Genomic DNA, 19682 nt, shown 5'->3' on the forward strand with positions numbered 1-19682 from the left:
CTCGCTCACTCCTCCCGGTCCCGGTCGCGTTCACGGCTGCGGCTCCGGCTTCCCGAGCCGCGTTCGCGCCGGCCCTCCGGCTCCGGCTCGCGGCCCTCCTCGCGCCCCTTCTGGAGCGAATCGGTGACCGCCTGGACGGCGCCCGACAGAGCCCCCTTGCTCTTGCCGCGCGCACCTCCCTCGGTGACGCCCTCCACGACGTCGGTGAGCTGGGCCGGTGCCTTGCGGCCCGCCTCCAGATCCAGGCGGTTGGCGGCCTCGGCGAAGCGCAGATACGTGTCCACGCTGGCGACCACCACACGGGCGTCGACCTTCACGATCTCGATGCCCACCAGGGAGACGCGGGCGAACACGTCGATGACCAGGCCCCGGTCGAGGACCAGTTCCAGTACGTCGTAGAGGTTGCCCGAGCCGCTTCCCGATGCGGGGGGCCCGGCATTGCCTTGCGGCACCACGCTCACGTCGTCTTCCCTTCCTGTGAAGGGTCGCGTCGACCGCCGCGGCCGTGTCTAGCTCCCGCTCGCCCTGTCGATCTGGGACCGCGTGTAACGGCGCCCACGCTCGTAGGCCAGCAGCTTTCCCGCGGGGTCGAGGACCACCTGGTAGCTGGCCATCACGCTGGTCGTCTCAGGGATGCGTTCGAGTTCCACGACCTCGACGTCGGCTTCCCAGCCTTCTTCGGTCGGCCTCAGCGAGGAAACCGACTCCGGAGCCCTGCCCAGCAGCTCGCTGAGCTGCTTGATGGCACCACGCATGGCCTCCGGGGCCGACACGCGCTCATCGCCGGAGTCGTTCCGTGCTTCGGTGGAGTGTGCCTTGCGGGGCTTGTCGTCCTTCGTGATCATTCACCTTCTTAGGCCTCTTTCCCGAAATCCCGCAAATCGGTTCGATAAACCACAGATCGGACCGAAGGGTCAGGTGGGTCTGGTCAGAGAGGTGAGGAAACCGTCGAGCAGAGTCGTCTGCACGTCCTCGGGGAAGCGGGCCGGATCGAAGAGCGCCTGGACGACGAGGCCGTGCGTGAAGGCGACGGCGGCGGTGGCGAGCCGCTCCGGTTCGGCGCCGTCCGCGAGCTCCCCTCGGTCGCGCGCGGCCTCCAGATGAGGTCTGATCGTCGAGCGCAGCCGGGCGTAGCGGGCGGCCTGTGCCGCGCTCAGGTCGTCGTCGGCCAGGGAGAGGTCCCAGGAGCTGACCCAGATGCGGTTGCGGGCGGTGTCGTCCGGGGTGAGCGGCAGGATGTCCAGGAGCATGGCGCGCACGGTGGCCAGGCCAGGGGCGGGATGTGCCCGGCGGGGCCGCTGCGCCGTGTTCTTCTCCAGCAGGTCCAGGGCGTGCGTGATCAGTGCCCGTTTCGTCGGGAAGTAGTGCATCAGCATCCCTGTCGAGACGCCCATCGCGGCGGCGACGGCGCGCAGGGTCAGGCCGCCGAACCCCTTGTCGGCGAGGACCCGCCACACCGCCTCGGACACGTCCTTGCGGCGGGCTTCACGGTCTCCAGGTGCGGGTGGCATGCTGCTAGCTTACGTACCGAACGCTTGTTACGTACCCGAGAGAGCGAGGCTCCCGTGTTCACTCTGCCGCTGGACGACCGTGCGGATCTCCGGCCCCTGGAGCCCTGGCAGGCGCCGGAGTTCCTCGCCCACATGGACCGCGCCCGGGACGGCGTCGACCCGTGGATACCCTGGGCGACCTTCAGCACCGACCTGGCGTCCGCCACGGCCACCCTCCAGCGCTACGCCGACCGGCTGGCCGAGGACAGTGGCCGCATCTACGGCATCTGGCTCGACGGCACCCTCGTCGGCGGCGTGATGTTCACCCGCTTCGACAGCGCCTCCGGGGTGTGCGAGGTCGGCTGCTGGGCGGAGCCCGCGGGGGAGGGGCGCGGCCTGGTGACACGGGCCTGCCGCGTGCTGATCGACTGGGCGTTCCGCGAGCGCGGGATGAGCCGGGCCGAATGGTGGGTCGCCTCGGGCAACGCCCGCAGCATCGCCGTCGCACGCCGGCTGGGCATGACCCGCGACGGCGTCCTGAGGCGGCGCTACCCGCACCGGGGTGAGCGGCACGACAGCGAGGTGTGGTCGGTGCTGGCGGAGGAGTGGCGGCCGGCCGGGGACGGGTCCACGGAGGGCACCCGGTCCACCGAGGGCACCAAGCCCACCGAAGGCATCCGGTCCACCGAAGGCATCCGGTCCACCGCCGAGGGACGGGAACCCTCCGCCTCCGCCGAACGGGAAGCCTCCACCGCCGACGTCCGGGCCGAACTCGACCGCCTGATGGGCGTGTTCGTCGGCGCCTTCACCAACACCGACGGCAGGCAGCCGGACCTCGGCGTCATCCGCGACGTGTTCGTCCCGCAGGGCAGGATCATCGCGAACGTCGGCCCCGAGCCGGTGATCTACGACCTCGACTCCTTCATCGAGCCCCGGCAGAAGATGCTCACCGACGGCACGCTGACCGAGTTCTCCGAATGGGAGGTCACCGCCCGCACCGAGATCTTCGGCTCGGTCGCCCACCGCTTCAGCGAGTACCGCAAGTCCGGCTACCACAACGGCACTTGGTTCGAGGGCTCCGGCAGCAAGACCACCCAGTTCCTGCGCACTCCGGCAGGCTGGCGGATGGCCTCCCTGGCCTGGGACGACGCGCCCTGAGCGAGGCCCGGCCGGCTCACCGGCAGAGCCCTGTCAAGCCGGTGGCGCCGGCGGGCCCTGGGAGTCCTCGGAGGCGCGGCGCTCCGTGACGTAGCGGTACAGCGCCACGGCGCCCACCCCCGCGCCTGCGCCCAGCACCATCCGAAGGACGTCGCCCGCGCCCGAGGCGCCCACCAGGGCCGCGACGATCACCGAGAGCGACGCCGCCCACATGCAGAGCCCGACGCCTTCGTCGCGGTCGAGCCGCACGCGTCCCACGCGGAGCGCGGTGTACGGCGCGACGATGCCGGTCCCGAACAAGGCCGCCGCGGCCGTCAGCAGCCCCGCGACCGCTCCCCGCGACCAGCCGTGCGCCACGACCTGGCGTGCGTTGACGTACACCAGGACCCCGGCGGTGACGGGCAGCGCGGCGACGCCGAGCCATCGAAGACCGTCGCGCACACCGACGTCGGGATGGACCGCCGCGGCAGCGCACAGGAACAGCACGATCCAGAACAGCACACCGTAGGTCGCGTCCTGCGGCGCGTGCGGATCGGATCGCGTGGCCGGGATCGACAGGGCGGCGAGGAGCGCGAGGGCGGTGAGGCCGCGCGCCCCGTACAGCCTGGCGCTCAACCGCCGTGCGGTACGCAGGCGTTCCGCGAGCCCGTCCGGCATGGGCAGCGCCGGACGGAGACCGGCGAGCCGGGGTACGTACTCGTCGATGTCGGCCGACACCATGCCCAGCAGGCCGACCACGAGCAGGGACAGCAGCGGCAGAATCCACACCCAGGCCGACGAACTGGTCAGCCAGTCCCAGTAACGGCCGGGATGCGCATAGAAGTTGGGTGCGTCCTCCTCCGAGTGCGCCATGCCGAGGAGGCAGGCCTGAATGCCCCAGAACCACGCCAGGCCGGCCAGGATGCCGGAGGACAGCCGGGGCGGGCCCACCAGCCCCGCGCACCCGCAGGCCGCGGCGAGCGACAGGCCGAGCAGCGCCAGCCGCCAGTCGCTGCCCGTGGCGCCCGGCCACAGCATGTAGGTCTGACGGCCCAGACCGGAGCCCAGCAGCAGCGCGAGCCCGCCACCGGCGAGCGGCGCCGTCACCAGCGCCGGGACGGTGGTCCAGCGGTGGGCGGCCGGATGGCGCAGCGCGACGACCGGCAGCCACATCAGGCCCAGCACGATCGTCGCCACGCCCACACCCCGCCACACGGACGCGGCGACGGGCCCGGTCCACAGCTCCGGCGCGCCCACGCTCGCGCCGCCCGCGACGACGGCCAGCGCCACGAGCCCGGCGAAGGAGATCCGGCGCGGCCACAGCGCCGTCACCGCCACCACCACGGCGAGCACGGCGTAGCCCACCAGCATCCCGGTCGTGCCACGGTCGCGCACCTGCGCGGAGGTGAGCAGGATGACGCCGAGGGCGGTGGGCACCGGCGACAGATAGCCCAGCAGGGTCCCCGCGCCGTTCGGCCGCAGCCGGACGGCGACCAGGGCACCCAGCGCGCAGGCGGTCAGGGCGGCACTGTTGGTCGCCGGCGTGACGTGGATGTCGGAGCCGTCGTGCGCCAGCAGATTGAGCGCGAGGAAGCAGGCCAGGGCGCCCGGCACCCGCCACCACCAGCGGGACCGCTTCTGCGGCAGGCGCCGCCGGAACCCGGCCCGCGCCCACAGCGACCCCGCCACCGCGGCCCGCGCCCGGGCGAGCCGGCCGCTCTCCTCACCGGTGAGCGACTCGGCGTACTCGTAGTGGTCCACGGCCGCCGCGTGATCGCCCAGCGCGCCGTCGACGTCCCCGAGCAGCACGGCCGCGCGGGCACGGAGGCGCTCCTCCTCGGCGCTGAGCGCGTCCCCCTCCCGCGCGAGGGCCAGTTCGAGCGCCTGCGCGGCCTCGGTGAGGCGTCCCTCGGCGATCGCCAGGGCGCCACGGACGACGAGCCGCCTGGTCCCGAGTCCGTCGACGTCGAGCCGGTCGGCCTGCTGCCACGCGTAGTCGGCCTCCGGGAGCTGGCCCAGTTCCAGGAAGCACTCCGCCATCGTCAGCAGCGCGTCGGCGGTCTGTCCGCCGGTCGGCTGACGCACGAACGCGGCACCGAAGCGCAGCCCGAAGGCCTGACGCAACGTGACCAGTGCCGCCCTGGGGTCGTCGGCCCGCCGCAGAAACAGTTCGGCCGTGGCGACGAGCACCACCAACAGATGCCCTTCGTCGCCGGTCTCCGTGTCGATCCCGGCCGCCTCGGACAGGGCCGCGACGGCCTCCTGGACGCGCCCCAGCTCCGCCAGCGTCACGGCGTGCGCGTGCAGCGCCCGGCTCCGCTCGACGGGCATCGCCCCGGCACTGTCGACGGCCTCCGCCGACCGGGCCGCGGCCTGTGCCGGCCTCCCGTCCGCGCGCAGCGCCTCACCCAGGGCCACCAGCGCCCGCACGCGTACGGCGCCGTCGTCCGGGGCGTACGACAGCGCGCGCCGCGCCTCCGCCACGGCCGGGCCGGGCTCGCCCACGGCGGCGTACGCCCGGCTGCGCAGCGTCGCAGCGGGGGCGTTCGACGCCATGTCCGCCGTGTCCGCCAAGAGGTCGAGCAGTTCCGCCCACTGCCCGCGGTGCGCGCGATGGGCCGCCTCCGCCAACAGCAGGGCCACGCGGCCCTGTTCGTCGCCGACCGCGTCCACCGCGGCCGTACCGTGCTCCAGCAGGTTCGGCCAGACGGCGGGGAATCCGATGACTTCGTAGACGCGAGCCAGCGCGGCGACGAGCCGCCAGCACGTCGCGTGGTCCTCGTGGCTCAGCGCGCGCGGCACCTGCGCGGCGGCGGCGCCGGCGGTCGCGAGGGCCGTGTCGTACCGCTGTCCGGCGGCGACTTCCTCGACCTGCCGCAGTCGGAGCGCCGCAAGCCGGTGCGCGACCTCGGCCGCCTCCGCCGGATCCTCCGCCGCGAGTTCCTGGGAGAACTCCCGCAGCAGATCGTGGAGCCGGTACCGCACCGGGGGGAGAGGCACCGGCTCGACCAGCCGGTGTGCGTGCAGGTTCCGCAGCAGCTCGGCGGCCTCCCGCTCCGGGACGTCGGCCAGCGCGGCCGCCGTCTCGACGTCGGTCTCCCGTACATCGCCGCCCAACACGCGGAACATACGGCGCAGTTCGGGGTCGAGCCGACGGTAGCTGCCGTCGAAGATCTCGCGTATGGTGCGCGCCGAGCCGTCCGCCGTGTCCGCGTCCCGCGCGGCGATGTCGGTCAGGCCCGTGGCGGCGAGGTCGGCGTCCAGCTCCTCCAGGCTCACCAGACTGCGTGACTCACCGGCGAGGCGGCCGCCCACGAGCTGGATCGCCAGTGGCAGATACCCGCAGCGCCGGACGATCCTGGCGGCGGCGTCCGGTTCCGCGGCGACCCGGCCGGGTCCGACCGCCGTGCCGGCGAGCAGGTCGAGCGCCTCACGTCGGCCGAACGAACCCACGCTGATCCGGGCCGACGCGGGCAGGTCCGGCAGTTCGACCCGGCTGGTGACCAGGACGACGCTGTCGCCCCCGAACTCGACCACCTGGCGGATCTGCCGGGCGTCGGCGGCGTCGTCGAGCAGGATCAGCAGGCGCCGGCCCGCCATCGCCTGCCGGTAGCGGCGGTACAGGGTCTCGCCGTCCAGCCCGGCGGGGGAGACGTGCAGCCGAACGGCCAGCTTCCCCAGCAGTTCGGCAGGTGAAGTCGGCCTGTCCGTCGAGCCGTTGAGGTCGATGGCGATGAAACCGTCGAACGACTTCTTGTGCTGGTGGGCGACTTGGCGCATCAGCGTCGTCTTGCCCGAACCGGCCAGGCCGTCCAGGACGACGACCCGTACGCCCTGTCGTCGGCGCCGCCGCAGCAGCGCGGCGAGCGCGTCCGTCTCGCGCTTGCGGCCGCAGAAGTTCTCCACCCGTGGCACGTCGTCGGAGTCGATCTCCGCCGAGGAGAAGTCGGCCCGGCGGCGGCCCCTGCCGGGGGCCTCGGACGGGGCGTGGTAGGCGAGGTAGCCGATCGCGACGCTGTGGTCGCTCGCGGAGACCGAACGGGGTAGGGGTGGAGGCGAGCCGTGGGCGGGTACGCCGGGGCCGGTCAGCTCAGGTCCGGGCCCGGCCGGGAAGGGTTGCCGAGGTGGATGTCTCCCTGGATGACGCCGCCCGCCACCGAGCCGTGATCGGCATGGATGCGCACGTCGCCGCCGACCGCGAGGCCGCCGTCACCGGCCGACACCGCACTCGTGGGGGTCCGCTCCGCCAGCAGCGCACGCAGCGCGGCCGCGGCCTGTTCCCGCTCGGCCTCGGGCAACGCCTCCAGCAGCTGCTCGAACCGCGTCTGCCACACGGCCTCCTGACGGAGCCTCAGTCGATCCGCCCCGCCCTCCGAGACGGCCGTCAGTTCCGCGGCGCTGCGGTCCAGCCGCTCCAGCTCCACGCGTTCGCGGTCGTCGTCGCCGCGGCCGAACCAGCGGGCCACCGCCTGCCGGAACCCCTCCCACGCGTTCGTCCCCGCGGCCTGCACCACCGCGGTGCCGCCCGCCGCGGCCAGGGCCGTCAACGCCTCCGGCAACATCCCGCCACCCCCATCGCCCCGCCGTACGCGACCGTTCGCGTCACACCAAGGAGATATCGGCTGCACCTCGCGCCGTCCAGCGGTTTCACCCGAGCGCCACCCGGGAGGAGAATGGTGAGGGAGAGGCAGGGAGCCAGGTGCCGTACACAGCAGTGACCGCTCTGAGTCACACGGGGCTGATCCGCGACCACAACGAGGACAGCCTCGTCGTCGGGCCGTGGACCCTGTGCGGCACCGTGACCGAGAGTCCCCAGACGCTCGCCTTCCCGCGGGGCCGCCCGCTGCTCGCGGCGGTCGCCGACGGGCTCGGCGGACACCCGGGCGGCGAGGTCGCCAGCGGCCTCGTCGTCAACCGGCTGGCCGCGCTCGGCCCCGGCCTCACCGACGAGGACCGCCTCGGCCGAGCCCTGGACGGCTGCAACCGTGAGCTGTTCGAGGCGTCCGAGAGCCATCCGGAGCTGGCCACCATGGGCACCACCGTCGCCGGCCTCCTGCTCCTCGAGGACAGTCTGATCGTGTTCAACGTCGGCGACAGCAAGGTCTACCGCCAGGACGAGGACGGCCTGCGCCAGATCAGCGTCGACGACAGTCCGCCCCCGGCCCCCGGCCGGCGCACCACCTCCGTGGTCACCCAGACCCTCGGCGGCACGCTCGGCTTCACGTCCGTCACCCCGCACCTCGACCGCCGCGCCCTCGCCTCCGGCGGCCGCTATCTGATCTGCAGCGACGGTCTGACCGACCCCGTCCCCGACGACGAACTCGCCGACATCCTGGAGGAACCCGAGGACGGCGTCGCCGCCTTCGCCCTGTGGCGGGCCGCGATCGAGGCAGGCGGCCCGGACAACATCACCCTCGCCCTGGTCCGGGTCCACGACGCCTGACCGGCACGGAGGAGCCCGCCTCGACGACCGGAGGCCTCGCTATCCTCCGCCCATGATCGATTCCACTGCGAGAACCGGCGACGCCGAGGTCGCCATAGCCGCTGTCCGGGCCGGCGCGGACGTCGTGCGGGGCATGTACGGCCGGCGGCTCGACCGTATCGACAAGGGGGCCGGCGACTTCGCCACCGCCGCCGACGTCGAGGCGGAACGGGCCATTCTCGACGTCATCCGTGCCGCCCGGCCCGACGACGCGGTCCTCGGTGAGGAGGGCGGCCGGCAGGGCGCGGCAGGCGCGGCGCGCCAGTGGCTGGTCGACCCGTTGTGCGGCACGCTCAACTACGCCGTCGGCAGCATGCTGGTCGCCGTCAACGTGGCCCTGCGGGACGGGGCGGCCGCCGTGGCCGACCCGTTCACCGGCGAGGTCTTCGGCACCGACGGCACCCACGCATGGCTCCGCGCCGGTGACACGGACGTCCCGCTGACGCCCACCTCCGCCACCCGGCTCGTCGACGTCAACCTCGACCCGCCGTTCCCCGGCGCCCCCGCCTTCCGGGCCGTGGACCTGCTGGCCCACCCGGTCTTCGTCGAACGCTTCCGCCCCCGGGTCGTCTCCACGACGCTCGCCCTCGCCTGGGTCGCCGCCGGAAAGCGTGCCGCCTACGTCACCGACGGCGACGACACCCTGTCCTCCAGCGTCCACTTCGCCGCGGGCATCGCCCTGTGCCGGGCGGCGGGCTGCGTGGTGAGCGGCCTCGACGGCACCCCGCTCGACGAGGGCGGCCGCGGCCTGGTGGCCGCTGCCGACACCGGCACCCACGAGCTGCTGCTGTCCCTGATCCGCGACGGAAAGGCGGACACGCGCGCTGCGGCTCCGTGATCCCGACCGCCCCGACCGGCCGCTGTGAGACCGCCGTTCGGCCGGGCCGAAGGTGCAGCGCGGCCTGTTCAGGTGCACCATCGAAGGTGGGGGCACATGAACAGGTCAGGGACCGCGGCCCGTCGAATCCGCGGACATCCACCGGGCATCGAGCACCGTTCCACGGATGAGGAGTTGCCATGCCCATGCTTCTGATCAAGGGCGTCTACGACGTCAAGGGCGCCCAGCCGGACGGCGACACCGTGCCGTTCACGGCCGACGACCCGGCCGAGTGGGACCTCGTCGGCGGCGGCCTCGGACGTGCCGTCGAGCACAGTGCGACGGGCCGCGCGAAGCTGCGCCTGGACGCGATCGACGCACTCGAGACGCACTACGGCCCCAACCGCGTGCACCAGCCACTGCACTTCGCCCACGCGGCACGCGACGAGCTGCTGAACTGGCTGGGGTTCACGGACGTCCAGCACGACACGGGCGAGACCGTGACCGCGAGCACCCCGGAGTCGGTGCCCGGGTTCGTCCTCACCCGCGGTGCCGACGTCCACGGCCGCTGCATCGCCCTGGCGGGGCGCGGCACACCTCCGGGGCAGAGCGGACTGGAGATCGACGTCGACCCGGCGGTCCTCAGGACGACACTCAATCACCACCTGGTGTCGGCGGGGCTGGTGTATCCCACCTTCTACCGCAGCCTGTTCACCAGCCTGCGCGTCGAGATGGCCACCGCGGTCGCGGAGGCCCGAGAGGCGGGACGCGGCCTGTGGCCGAGCGATGTCACCACGGCCGGGGCGAAGATCACCGGCCTGTCCTCGCTGACGGACGACGCCGTACTGCTGCCGAAGCTGTTCCGCCGGCTGGTGGACTACCTCCAGCTCGGCATGGCGCTGCCCTGCTTCCCGGCCTTCCTCGCCGGTGTCGGGGACCGTTTCTCGATCCTCTCCACCGGCGAACGCTGCCTGGGCCTGCATCGGGTCGTGGAGACCAGCAACGGCCAGACCGTGCGGATGACGCACCCTCCGGAGGACCTGCTCTTCCAGGACAGCTGACACAAGGCACAAGGGCCCCGGTCGAAAGGGTCCACCGGTTCACCAACGAGGCTTCGCCACGTTGCCGTAGGACCAGGTGGACCCTTTCGACATCTCGAAGTGCAGATGCGGACCGGTGGAGTTGCCCGTGCTGCCGACCTTGCCGAGCTGCTGCCCGGCGGAGACCCGCTGACCCGGCGCCACCTGCCGCTCGGAGAGATGGCAGTACGTGTAGATGTGCCCGTTGTCCGCCGCGAGCCCGATCCACTGACCGTACGCACCGCCCTTGTTGTCCGACCAGGCGATCTTGCCGCTGCGTACGGCGACCACCGGCGCGCCGCTGCGGGCGGCGAAGTCCTGCCCGGTGTGCCGGCCGACCCCGTCGGGCTTCCAGGCGTAGTTGCCGCGGCTGAAGAACTCGAAGGTGACCTTGTGTCCCGGCACGGGCGACGCCACATGCCCCTTGGCCGGCCGCCGGGGCGCCGCCGGGCGCGTCGCCACCCGCCCGCAGTCGACCTTGAACCCGGCGAGACGGCCGAGGGTGGTCAGGGAGCTGCAGCCCGGCACGCCGTCGGCGTCGGCTCCCTTGAACCCCTGCGCGATCTGCTCGGCCCGGTAGGCGGCCTTGGTCTGCTCACCGAACAGGCCGGTGGGCCCGTCGGGAATCTTGCGGCCCCGCTTGATCAGGGCCTTCTGCACCGTGCGCACATCCTCGTTGCGCTTGCCGAACCGGACATTGGCCAGAGCGACCATGAGGAACTCCTAGTACCAATGGGGAGCGCGGCTCGGATCGGCCTGCTGGACGCGGGCGGCGAAGTTCGAGCCGGACTTGTTCACGTGATAGCGGTCGCGTACGTAGTTGACCGTCGCGCACATGCAGGCGACGACGTCGTACGGCGTGGTGGCGGTGCCCGCCTGGTGGTAGTGGGCGAACGTGGTCGGGATGCACTGCGTGGCGCCCCGGGAGCAGTTCTGCGGATGGCCGTCGGGCGCGATACGGCCGCGCGCGTTGCCGTCCGTCGTGTTCACCCGGAACCGCGGGTTGTTGGAGGCGGACTCGCGCTTGGCGATCGTGGTCAGTGCCGGTACCCCGAACTTCGGGTCCATCCCGGTCAGTTCGGAGGCCTTGCGCGCGTAGCGCCGCATCGCCGCCTCCCCGAAGTCGTCGTCGGGGTCGCGGTAGGTGACCTGGGACAGGGGCAGCCCTCCGTCGTGCCCCGCCGACACCCGCCCGCAGTCGACGTCGAAGAGTTTGGTCGTACGGCCGAGGGCGGTCAGGGAGGTGCAGCCGGGCACGCCGTCGGCGTCGGCTCCCTCGAACCCCTGGGCGAGCTGTTCGGCGCGGTAGGCGGCCTTGGTCTGCTCGCCGAACAGGCCGGTGGGCCCGTCGGGTATCTTGCGGCCCCGCTTGATCAGGGCCTGCTGCACGATGCGCACATCGTCGTTGCGCTCACCGAACCGAACACGGGCCAGAGCGACCAGAGCGACCATGACGACACCTTCGTAGGGCGGATCCACGGCGCCGGCCGAGACGGACGGCGTCACGTACGAACCTACGGAAGCGGCGTCAGCGCGGCGTCACCGTGACGTCACCGCGGGGGCGCCCCCGCGCTTGACGAAGTTGCACGCGATGCACACCGGTCCGAGACTGGTGATGGCACGCCCCGTCGGAGCACGCGGCATCCCCACGGCCGGTACGGGCGCGCCCACGCGGCACGCTGTGCGTGAGGCGGTCAAGGTGGTCCCTGCTCCTCCCCGATTGCGACTCCTCGGCCAGTTCCGGCTGGAACTGGGCACCGAGACGATCGAGCTGTGCCGCAACAGCCAGCGGCTCCTCGCCTTCATGGGCCTGCGGCAGCGGGTGTCGCGCACCGTCCTCGCCGGCACCCTGTGGCCCGAGGTCACCGAGGGACACGCCCGCGGCAGCCTGCGCACCACGCTGTGGAAGCTGCCGCGCAGTGAGCCGCCCCTGGTCCGCTGCTGCGGGGACGCGCTGCTGGTCACCCCCGCCCTGCACGTCGACGTCCACGCCCTCACCCGGACGGCACTCGACGTCGTCCAGGGCGCGGGCCCGGCCCTCCACGCCCTGCCTCCGCCGGACCTGCTCACCGGAGAGGACCTGCTGCCGGGCTGGGACGAGGACTGGGTGCTGCTGGAGCGCGAACGCCTGCGGCAACTGCGGCTGCACGCCCTCGACGCGCTGGCCGAGGCCCTGATACGGCAGGACAGACCCGCCCTGGCGATGGAGGCGGCCTGGGCGAGCGTACGGGCGGAGCCGCTGCGCGAGAGCGCGCACCGGGCCGTGGTGTCGGCACACCTCGCGGAGGGCAACCTCGGCGAGGCCCTGCGTCACTACGAGGCGTTCCGCCGGCTGCTGGACGAGGAACTCGGCGTCGAACCCTCACCCCGGTTCGCCCGGATGCTCCCCGAGCACACCAGGCTCCGGCACTCGCCCGAGAACCGGGGGACAGGAAGGCAAAACCATGCACCAGAGCGTTCGCGACTACTGGATCACCTTCAATGACCCGCTCGAAGGACGTGTCAACTTCATGTACCTGGACGTCAAGGGGTACGTGAGCACCGGCATCGGCAACAAGATCGACGAGACGGCCCGGGACAACTCCGCACCGACCGACCAGGAGCGCGCGGCCTCTCTCGCCGCCGCGGGCAGACTGCGCTGGCTCGTCAACGACGCGGAGACGGAGGCGACGTCCGACGACATCGCCGCCGAATGGGACACGGTCAAGTCCCGCATGGAGCTGGCCCCCTCGGGCCACCTCGGGTTCGCACCACCCCTGACCCGCCTGCACGTGAACGACGAGGACATCGACCGCCATGTCTTCGTCAAGCTCGACGAGATGGAGAGCGTCCTCACCTCACGCGAGGCGTTCGTGGACTTCGCCTCCTGGCCCGCGAGCGCCCAGCTGGCCACGTTGAGCATGTGCTGGGCGATGGGCCCCAAGTTCCGCTTCCCCAAGTTCCAGGGCCATGTGGCCGCACGGGAGTGGACAGGCGCCGCCGACGAATGCCACTTCACCCCGGACGTGGGCACCATCCGCATCCGCAACAAGCTCGACCGGGCCCACTTCCTGCTGGCCCACGAGGTCGAGTCCCAGGGGCTGCCCATGGAGCAGATCGCGATGGACCTCTCGGACGTCTTCGGTGTCCAGGGAGCACTCCTGGCCCTCGGCTTCAAGCCCTTGGCGCAGGACGGCGCGGACGGCCCGCGCACCCAGGGCAAGGTCAAGGAGTTCCAGTCCGCCAACTTCCTCGCCGAGAACGGGGCGTTCGACGACCCCGACACCGTCTCGGCCCTCGCCTCCCAGCTCTCCGGCCTCGGCTTCCTCGTGTTCGGCGCCTGACCGGACCCGCGGCGACAAGGAGCACAGCGCCATGTCCGCGTTCACCATCGACTTCTCCAGCCCGTACCCGCCCGGAACCGGCGCCTCCGACCTCGGCGGCCCCAACACCGGCGGCCACCAGCCACCGCACTGGTACGAGCAGTACGGCATGGACTTCGGCACGCCCGAGGGAACCCCCGTCCACGCGGCCTTCGACGCGCACATCACGAAGCACAACCCGCACGTACCGGCCGAGGACACCCCCAAGGTGTACGGCGCCCAGCTCTTCATGCGGTCTCCCAACGACATGATGGGCGGCTACTACACCCACATCGCCGGTGTGCCCGCCGGACTCACCGTCGGCGCCTCCGTCAGCAGGGGCGACCTGCTCGGCACCGTCTGCAGCAGCGGCGGTACCGGCACCCACCTGCACTGGGCCCTGGTCGAGATCATCGGCGGCGCACCGAACGGCCAGTACAAGGGGGTCGATCTGCATCAGTTCCTGCTGGGCATCACCGGCACGGACGCCGTCACCCCCGTGACCTTCTTCCAGGACGGCTCACCGCCGGCGCCGGGCGCGGACGCGGGCCCTCGGGTGTTCCATCTGGGCACCCTCCGCGGGGTGCAGGAGGCACTGGCCACGCTCGGCTACGACCCCGGCGCCGTCGACGGTCTCGACGGGCCGCGCACACAGGCCGCGGTGAGTGCCTTCCAGGGCGACCAGGGGCTGCCGCAGGACGGCCGGTGCGAGGGAGAGACGCTGTTCGCGCTGGCAGCGGCCATGCAGGCGAAGGGTTTTCAGGTCGACATGTAGGCCACTTCCAGGCCACTTCGCCGAATGTCGGCCCCCGCGCCTCAGTGTCAGGCCCCCCGCGCCTCAGTGTCATGGGGCGCGGTCGACACCCTTCGGCGCCTCGGGCCGGGGGCCCGCGGTCGGCAGCGGTGGCAGGCCCGCGGCGAGGTCCGGCAGGAGCACAGGCTCCAGGCGGACGCGTTCCTGAGCGCTCAGGTACCGCTCCAGTTCCGGCGGCCGGTAGTCCGGGACGCGGTCGTAGCGCTCCTTGGCCGGCACCGCCAGGAACTCGTTGCCGTCGGGTTCGCCCTTGTCGTTCACCACGGCCCCGATCGGCCGGTGCAGCGGCTTGGCCAGGCGGTACATGCCCGACCGGGAGACGTGCAGGACGCCCGAACCGTCCGGCTGCACCCGGAAGTCGGTGCTCACATCGGGCTTCATCACCCGGGGCCCGGCCTCGCTGAGCACCTCGTCGTCGAAGGCGAGCCCGTACCGGCGGGCCTGGTCGACCATCCACAGCAGCGCGATGTCGGACAGCCCCGCCTCCTTGTAGCTGCCGCCGACATCGCAGTGCACGCCGGCGAACCACACCTGCTTCAGCTCCTGGCCCTGTTCGGCGGCACCCGGCATCTGATGCCACAGTGCGGGCCGGAAAGCGGAGCGCTGCTCGTCGACGGCCAGCGCGTGGAACGCCGCCTGCACCCAGCTGCTCAGGTCCGTGTTGTGGAACGCCCAGCGGTGGTTGAACCGGTTCGCGGCCGGCTGGAGCCATGCCTGGCCCGGCACCGGGATGCCGAGCGAACCGACCGTGTCCCACACGCCGATGAAGCGGATGTCCGTCTCGCGCGCGTAGGAGCGGCGGAACAACGTCGCGGCCGCGCCCCTGGGTTGCTCGATGCGGTCCCGGTAGAGGGACCAGGCCTCCGACATCCGGTCCATGTGGTCCCGGCGCAGAATGCCGCTGTTGCGCACGAGCCCCGTCAGGCTGCGCGCGGTGAACGCGCCCCGGCTGAAGCCGAAGAAGAACAGCTCGTCGCCGGGCTCGTACGTCTCCACCAGGAAGCGGTAGGCGTCGAGTATGTTCCGCGACAGGCCCACGCCGAACGCGCCGCCGCGCAGCCGCTCGCGCCGGGCCGTGCCGACCCCGCTGTGGTAGTAGACCCGTTGTTCCTTCCCGCCGACGGTCCCCGAGCGCACGGACAGCGCGACCTTGGCGACGTTCGTCTTGCTGGGTTGGTCGGCGAAGTTCCATGTGCCGTCACAACAGACGACCAGACGCTTGGCCATGACGATCCCTCCTCGCGGCGAGGGAGCACCCGAGGGCACTGCCACCCGAGGCGCATAGCACCACTCCCATGCTGGCACCAGCCCAGGACACCCGCCAGGCGGGAACGGCCCGCCGGCTGTACGAAGATGTGGCGAATGTCGATATGCCGACTAAGCTGGTGAGTTGCGGCGAGCGCGCCCTCCCCGACGTACGTGGCAGCCCGCGCCCCGCATCACTCGACCTGTTCCGGGTCGCGTTCCCTGTCCCACCGCCGATCGGCGAGGAGGAACCGGCCATGAGCGAGCCCGGTACCGTGGCGCGCCTCATCGAACACACGGGATCGGTCCAGGCGATCGCCTTCAGCCCGGACAGCACCCGCATCGCCGTCGGCGGCAGCGACTCCGTGCTGCGGGTGCGCCCGGTCGGCATCGGTGTCGACGTGGACATGCCCACCGGTGGGTCCGTGACCGGCATCGCCTTCAGCCCCGACGGCACCAGGCTCGCCGTGGCCGACTTCGAAGAGGTCCAGCTGCGCGACGCCTCGACCGGCGCGATCCTGTGGCACGGGCCGCTCGCCCCGGCGAACTCGGTGAACACCGTGCGGTTCGGCGCCGACGGGCAGATCGTCGCGGCGACCGACACCCTCGTCGCCGTGCTCGACGCGGCGAACGGGGCGGTCACCCGGCGGATCCCCGTCGAACGGCCGCTGATCCGCGACCTCGACGTGAGCCGGGACGGCACCCGGGTCGTCCTCGCCATCGACGAACGCCACGGCGGCGACCACCACAACGCCGGCTCCGCACGGGTCGTCGACCTGGCCACCGGCAAGAAGATCTCAGAGCTGACCCCGGACAACGCGGTGCTCGCGGTCGCCTTCAGCCCCGACGGGAAGCAGGTGCTGTGCTGCTCCGCCGACGACTCCACCCGGATGTTCACGGCAGAGGACGGCAAGGAGGTGTGGCGGGTCCCGGAGCAGGTCCCGCAGCCGAACGACGAGCTGGACCTCTCCCAGCGGGGACCGAACTGCGTCGCCTTCGACCCGAAGAAGGGCCGCTGGACCGTGGTCGGCGGCGCCGACGGCTTCGCCCGGGTGCTGGACGCCGACACCGGAGACGAGAAGGGCCGAGCCCCGAAACTGGACCCCGGTGTCCCCGACCCGGGTCTCGGCGCCGTCACCCACGTGGCGTTCAGCCCGACCGGCACACTGGCCGCCAGCGCCTGCATCGACAACGTCGTGCGCCTGTTCAACCTCGAGGGCAAGCCTCTCTACGCCAACACCACCGACGAGGTGCTGACCATGAGGTTCAGCCCGAACGGCCGCTGGCTGGCGGTCGGCTGTTTCGACCGCGCGCTGGTGATCGACAACGGTGAGACCCACCAGGTGTGATGCGCCATGGATCCGCGGGAACTCCTCCAGCAGGTCGCCCGACAACTGCGCACTCTGACCCGGCAGGCCGTCGACGACCTGGTGGGCGCACTGCCCCAGCTCGGCGAGGACCCCTCCGCCGCCGGGACCGTCCTCGCCGGACGCCTGCTCGCCGTGCACGACCGGCTGCCCGCGGGCGACAACTCGCTGGTGGAGCTCGTACGGGAGATGATCGGCGACCTGGCGGCCGGTTCGCCGGTACGGCTGCACGGCTGGCGGCGAGCCCCCGACGCGCCCCTCGGTGTCGCCCTGGTGCTGACCGACTCGTCCGGGCCGGCGGCCGGGCGGGCCGTGCTGGGGGTGACCCCGCAGGACCCGGAGCCGGTGTTCGACGTGGTCGTCACGCCCGGCGCGCCCGTGACCCTGCCGCAGACGGCGTCCGGCCCCTGGAGCGCGGAGGCGACGATCGTCGCGCCGCCGGAGGGCTGGAACGCCGCCTTCGGCCCCGGCCTGCCGCCCGCCCCGCCCGGCGGCAACGCCACCGTCCGCCTCAGGCGCACCGGCCGGATCGCCGCCGGGATGACCGACGGGCCGGGCATCGGCGTGGACGGCATCACGCTGACCGTGACCGCGTCCGCCGGTACGCCCGCGGCGGTCGAGGTCGAGCTGCAAGGGCTCACCGCCGCCGTGCTGCCCGCCCCTCTCGCCAAGCTCGTCGGCGTTGGCGGGGCGAGCCCGACGGCGGGTGGGAACGCACCGGTCGTCCTTCGGGCCGACGCGGTCGACGGCCTGCGCTTCGCCGGACCCGGCGCCCTGCGTCTTCCCCTGCCGACGCGGTCGCTCGGACCGCTCGCGCCGCGGGGCGCCTCGCTGGAGCTGACCCCCGACGGGCCCGGCCTGGCCGTGACCCTGTCCGCCACCGCCCAGCTGCCCGGGCTGCCGCTGAAGGTGTTCCTGGAGGGCGCCGGCATCACCCTGCCCGTGGCGCTGTCCCCGGACGTCCGCCCCGGCCTCGACCCGCGCGGGCTGCGCGAACTCTTCCCCGAGGGCATCGGCACCGAGCTGAACCTGCCCCCCGTGTCCGGCGGCGGCCTGGTCCGGAGCACCCGCGACAAGGGCTACGCGGGCCTGATCTCCGTCGACCTCGGAGTGCTGCGCGTGCAGGCCGTCGCGCTGTTCCGGCCGCCGGACGGGAACACCCCCACCAGCTTCCTGGTGCTGCTCGCCGCCCAGTTCCCGCCACCGGGCATCCAACTGGGGCTCGGCTTCGCGCTCGACGCGGTCGGCGGACTGGTCGGCGTCAACCGGCGCGCGGAGATCACCGCCCTCCAGCAGCTCGTCTGCGAGGGCAACGCCGACCATGTGCTGTTCCCGGACCGCGCGGTCGAGCGCGCCCAGGAGATCATCGGCTCCCTCGGCGGGGCGTTCCCGGTCGCCCGCGGCCGCGTCCTGGTCGGGCCGATGGTCCGCATCACCTGGGGCGGCCGGATGGTGTCGCTGTCCGGCGCGCTGATCCTGGAGCTGCCCGCACCGGCACGTGCCGTGCTCGTCGGCCGCCTGCTGGTCGGGCTGCCCGACCCGGCGGTGCCGCTCGTCCGGCTCCAGGCCAGCGTCCTCGGCCGGCTCGAACCGGCCGTGCCCCTCGTCGAACTGCTGGTGTCGCTGTCCGGCTCGTGGATCGTCGGACTGGCCGTACGCGGCGAGATGTACCTGCTCGTGCGCGGCGGCCCACAGCCGCAGTTCGTGCTGTCCGCGGGCGGCTTCCACCCCCGCTACCCGCGCCCCGCCCGGGTGCCCGCCCTGAACAGGCTCCAGGTCGACCTGGCCCCGGGCAACGGGTTCGGACTGCGCATGGAGGCCTACTTCGCCGTCACCTCCAACGCCGTGATGTTCGGCGGCCAGGTCCAGCTGGACGCCACCATCGCCGGCTGCGGGGTGCAGGGCTGGCTGGGACTGGACGCGCTGTTCGTCTTCGACCCGGTGTTCGCCTTCGCCGTGCACGTACGGGCCGGGGTCGCGGTGCGTGCCTTCGGCCGCCGACTGGCCGGCATCGCCCTCGACTTCACGCTGGAGGGGCCCGCCCCCTGGCACGCCTTCGGCACCGGCAGCATCTCGGTGCTGTTCTGGGACGTCGAGCTGGACTTCGACGTCCGCTGGGGCTCTCCGCCGGCCGTCCGGGCCAAGCCCGGCCGTGACCCGCTGGAGGCGCTGCGTCCCGCCCTCGCCGAGGCGAAGGCCTGGGCGGCGGAGCGGCCCACCGCCGAACGCACCGCGCTGGTGTTCTCGCCCGAGGCGACCGAGAAACTGAACAAGGGCGCGCTGGTGCACCCGGACGCCACCCTGCGCATCACCCAGCGGGTGGTCCCGCTCGGCGTGCCGATCTCCCGGTTCGAGCGACGGCCGGTTCCCGTGCAGACCTGGACGGTCAAGGAGATCACCTTCGGCGACGCGCAGCCCGCGGACAAACTGCCTTCCCTGCCCGAGCAGTTCGTGCCCGGCGAGTTCTTCGAGCTCACCGAGGAGGAGCAGCTCACCAGCCCCGCCTTCGTCAGCCACGCCGGCGGACTGCGAGCCCGTACCGACGGCAACCGGCTCGGCGCCGGGCACCGGGTCGACGACGGCTACGAGACCGGCTACGAACCACCGCTGCCCACCCGCCAGTTCTCTGCGTGGCAAGGGTTCTTCCGCCGCGAGTCGGTCCTCGCGGTCAGCGCCGCCGAACGGCTGGAGCGCTGGCGCGCGCCCGCGGCGGCCGTCACGGTACGCCCGCCCACGCTGAGCGTGGTCGCCGCCGACACCCTGCAACCGCTGATGGACGACGTCACCCTGGTCAACGCCACGTCGGACGCCTGGCAGGCGGTCCGCGGACAGCTCGGGGAGCCGCAGGCCGCGGTGCGGCTCGTCGAGAGCTGGGAGCACATCCGATGAGCGGACCGCACCGTACGCCCC

Annotated in this window: 17 protein-coding genes; 9 read left to right on the top strand and 8 right to left on the bottom strand. The window is 72.6% G+C overall.

The window, feature by feature from the left end:
- Nucleotides 1-5: 5 nt before the first annotated feature.
- From gvpJ to RKD23_RS36025, 3 genes are all read right to left on the bottom strand, one after another.
- Entirely contained in the window at nucleotides 6-461 is a 456-nt protein-coding gene (gene gvpJ / locus RKD23_RS36015) for a gas vesicle protein GvpJ (protein WP_424857545.1), read from the bottom strand.
- A gap of 48 nt (nucleotides 462-509) precedes the next feature.
- Complete coding sequence (locus RKD23_RS36020; protein ID WP_424857546.1) at nucleotides 510-845, bottom strand: gas vesicle protein; 336 nt, start codon at nucleotides 843-845, stop codon at nucleotides 510-512.
- A 69-nt stretch (nucleotides 846-914) separates the two neighbouring features.
- Nucleotides 915-1511, bottom strand: a complete 597-nt coding sequence (locus RKD23_RS36025) for a TetR/AcrR family transcriptional regulator (RefSeq protein ID WP_424857547.1) — start codon at nucleotides 1509-1511, stop codon at nucleotides 915-917.
- A 54-nt stretch (nucleotides 1512-1565) separates the two neighbouring features.
- Here RKD23_RS36025 and RKD23_RS36030 point away from each other — a divergent pair, with 54 nt between their 5' ends.
- A complete protein-coding gene (locus RKD23_RS36030; protein WP_424857548.1) occupies nucleotides 1566-2648 on the top strand; it encodes a GNAT family N-acetyltransferase in 1083 nt (360 codons plus the stop codon).
- 33 nt (nucleotides 2649-2681) lie between these two features.
- Here RKD23_RS36030 and RKD23_RS36035 read toward each other — a convergent pair whose 3' ends face one another.
- Nucleotides 2682-6542, bottom strand: a complete 3861-nt coding sequence (locus RKD23_RS36035) for an NB-ARC domain-containing protein (RefSeq protein ID WP_424857549.1) — start codon at nucleotides 6540-6542, stop codon at nucleotides 2682-2684.
- Between the two features lie 170 nt (nucleotides 6543-6712).
- Complete coding sequence (locus RKD23_RS36040; RefSeq protein WP_424857550.1) at nucleotides 6713-7189, bottom strand: hypothetical protein; 477 nt, start codon at nucleotides 7187-7189, stop codon at nucleotides 6713-6715.
- Nucleotides 7190-7326: 137 nt separating this feature from the next.
- On the opposite strand from RKD23_RS36040, the gene RKD23_RS36045 reads away from it, so the two are divergent.
- From RKD23_RS36045 to RKD23_RS36055, 3 genes are all read left to right on the top strand, one after another.
- The gene (locus RKD23_RS36045; RefSeq protein WP_424857551.1) at nucleotides 7327-8070 is read left to right on the top strand and encodes a PP2C family protein-serine/threonine phosphatase; all 744 of its coding nucleotides are present in this window, start codon (nucleotides 7327-7329) and stop codon (nucleotides 8068-8070) included.
- 52 nt (nucleotides 8071-8122) lie between these two features.
- Nucleotides 8123-8947 (top strand): inositol monophosphatase family protein, encoded by an 825-nt coding sequence (locus tag RKD23_RS36050; protein WP_424857552.1) that lies wholly within the window; start codon nucleotides 8123-8125, stop codon nucleotides 8945-8947.
- A gap of 179 nt (nucleotides 8948-9126) precedes the next feature.
- Nucleotides 9127-9987, top strand: coding sequence for a thermonuclease family protein (locus RKD23_RS36055; RefSeq protein ID WP_424857553.1), 861 nt, complete (start codon nucleotides 9127-9129; stop codon nucleotides 9985-9987).
- Between the two features lie 39 nt (nucleotides 9988-10026).
- On the opposite strand, the gene RKD23_RS36060 is transcribed toward RKD23_RS36055, so the two are convergent.
- Nucleotides 10027-10719: a peptidoglycan DD-metalloendopeptidase family protein gene (locus RKD23_RS36060; protein ID WP_424857554.1), complete on the bottom strand. Its 693-nt coding sequence runs from the start codon at nucleotides 10717-10719 to the stop codon at nucleotides 10027-10029.
- Between the two features lie 9 nt (nucleotides 10720-10728).
- Nucleotides 10729-11457, bottom strand: coding sequence for a peptidoglycan-binding protein (locus RKD23_RS36065; protein WP_424857555.1), 729 nt, complete (start codon nucleotides 11455-11457; stop codon nucleotides 10729-10731).
- A gap of 163 nt (nucleotides 11458-11620) precedes the next feature.
- Between RKD23_RS36065 and RKD23_RS36070 the strand changes: the two genes are divergently transcribed.
- The 3 genes from RKD23_RS36070 to RKD23_RS36080 are packed head-to-tail and all read left to right on the top strand — an operon-like array spanning nucleotide 11621 to nucleotide 14121.
- Nucleotides 11621-12490 (top strand): AfsR/SARP family transcriptional regulator, encoded by an 870-nt coding sequence (locus tag RKD23_RS36070; protein ID WP_424857556.1) that lies wholly within the window; start codon nucleotides 11621-11623, stop codon nucleotides 12488-12490.
- Complete coding sequence (locus tag RKD23_RS36075; protein WP_424857557.1) at nucleotides 12450-13328, top strand: peptidoglycan-binding domain-containing protein; 879 nt, start codon at nucleotides 12450-12452, stop codon at nucleotides 13326-13328. Before RKD23_RS36070 ends, RKD23_RS36075 begins: the two co-directional genes overlap by 41 nt.
- 31 nt (nucleotides 13329-13359) lie before the next feature.
- A complete protein-coding gene (locus tag RKD23_RS36080; protein ID WP_424857558.1) occupies nucleotides 13360-14121 on the top strand; it encodes a peptidoglycan-binding protein in 762 nt (253 codons plus the stop codon).
- Between the two features lie 69 nt (nucleotides 14122-14190).
- Here RKD23_RS36080 and RKD23_RS36085 read toward each other — a convergent pair whose 3' ends face one another.
- Complete coding sequence (locus RKD23_RS36085; protein ID WP_424857559.1) at nucleotides 14191-15387, bottom strand: DUF2235 domain-containing protein; 1197 nt, start codon at nucleotides 15385-15387, stop codon at nucleotides 14191-14193.
- 275 nt (nucleotides 15388-15662) lie between these two features.
- Here RKD23_RS36085 and RKD23_RS36090 point away from each other — a divergent pair, with 275 nt between their 5' ends.
- Together RKD23_RS36090 and RKD23_RS36095 are read left to right on the top strand one after the other, a co-directional pair.
- Nucleotides 15663-16754 carry a WD40 repeat domain-containing protein gene (locus RKD23_RS36090; RefSeq protein WP_424857560.1) on the top strand — a complete coding sequence of 364 codons (1092 nt, stop codon included), beginning with the start codon at nucleotides 15663-15665 and terminating at the stop codon, nucleotides 16752-16754.
- Between the two features lie 6 nt (nucleotides 16755-16760).
- Entirely contained in the window at nucleotides 16761-19661 is a 2901-nt protein-coding gene (locus RKD23_RS36095; protein WP_424857561.1) for a DUF6603 domain-containing protein, read from the top strand.
- Nucleotides 19662-19682 lie beyond the last annotated feature (21 nt).

Origin of the sequence: Streptomyces sp. SAI-170, assembly GCF_049739565.1 — a bacterium.
Lineage (GTDB): Bacteria > Actinomycetota > Actinomycetes > Streptomycetales > Streptomycetaceae > Streptomyces.

What these genes read in the sequence shown, in the direction of transcription:
- RKD23_RS36020 (WP_424857546.1), bottom strand. Translation starts at nt 845, where the DNA reads ATGATCACGAAGGACGACAAGCCCCGCAAGGCACACTCCACCGAAGCA.
- RKD23_RS36025 (WP_424857547.1), bottom strand. Translation starts at nt 1,511, where the DNA reads ATGCCACCCGCACCTGGAGACCGTGAAGCCCGCCGCAAGGACGTGTCC.
- RKD23_RS36040 (WP_424857550.1), bottom strand. Translation starts at nt 7,189, where the DNA reads ATGTTGCCGGAGGCGTTGACGGCCCTGGCCGCGGCGGGCGGCACCGCG.
- RKD23_RS36050 (WP_424857552.1), top strand. Translation starts at nt 8,123, where the DNA reads ATGATCGATTCCACTGCGAGAACCGGCGACGCCGAGGTCGCCATAGCC.
- RKD23_RS36055 (WP_424857553.1), top strand. Translation starts at nt 9,127, where the DNA reads ATGCCCATGCTTCTGATCAAGGGCGTCTACGACGTCAAGGGCGCCCAG.
- RKD23_RS36060 (WP_424857554.1), bottom strand. Translation starts at nt 10,719, where the DNA reads ATGGTCGCTCTGGCCAATGTCCGGTTCGGCAAGCGCAACGAGGATGTG.
- RKD23_RS36065 (WP_424857555.1), bottom strand. Translation starts at nt 11,457, where the DNA reads ATGGTCGCTCTGGTCGCTCTGGCCCGTGTTCGGTTCGGTGAGCGCAAC.
- RKD23_RS36070 (WP_424857556.1), top strand. Translation starts at nt 11,621, where the DNA reads ATGGCACGCCCCGTCGGAGCACGCGGCATCCCCACGGCCGGTACGGGC.
- RKD23_RS36075 (WP_424857557.1), top strand. Translation starts at nt 12,450, where the DNA reads ATGCACCAGAGCGTTCGCGACTACTGGATCACCTTCAATGACCCGCTC.
- RKD23_RS36080 (WP_424857558.1), top strand. Translation starts at nt 13,360, where the DNA reads ATGTCCGCGTTCACCATCGACTTCTCCAGCCCGTACCCGCCCGGAACC.
- RKD23_RS36085 (WP_424857559.1), bottom strand. Translation starts at nt 15,387, where the DNA reads ATGGCCAAGCGTCTGGTCGTCTGTTGTGACGGCACATGGAACTTCGCC.
- RKD23_RS36090 (WP_424857560.1), top strand. Translation starts at nt 15,663, where the DNA reads ATGAGCGAGCCCGGTACCGTGGCGCGCCTCATCGAACACACGGGATCG.
- RKD23_RS36095 (WP_424857561.1), top strand. Translation starts at nt 16,761, where the DNA reads ATGGATCCGCGGGAACTCCTCCAGCAGGTCGCCCGACAACTGCGCACT.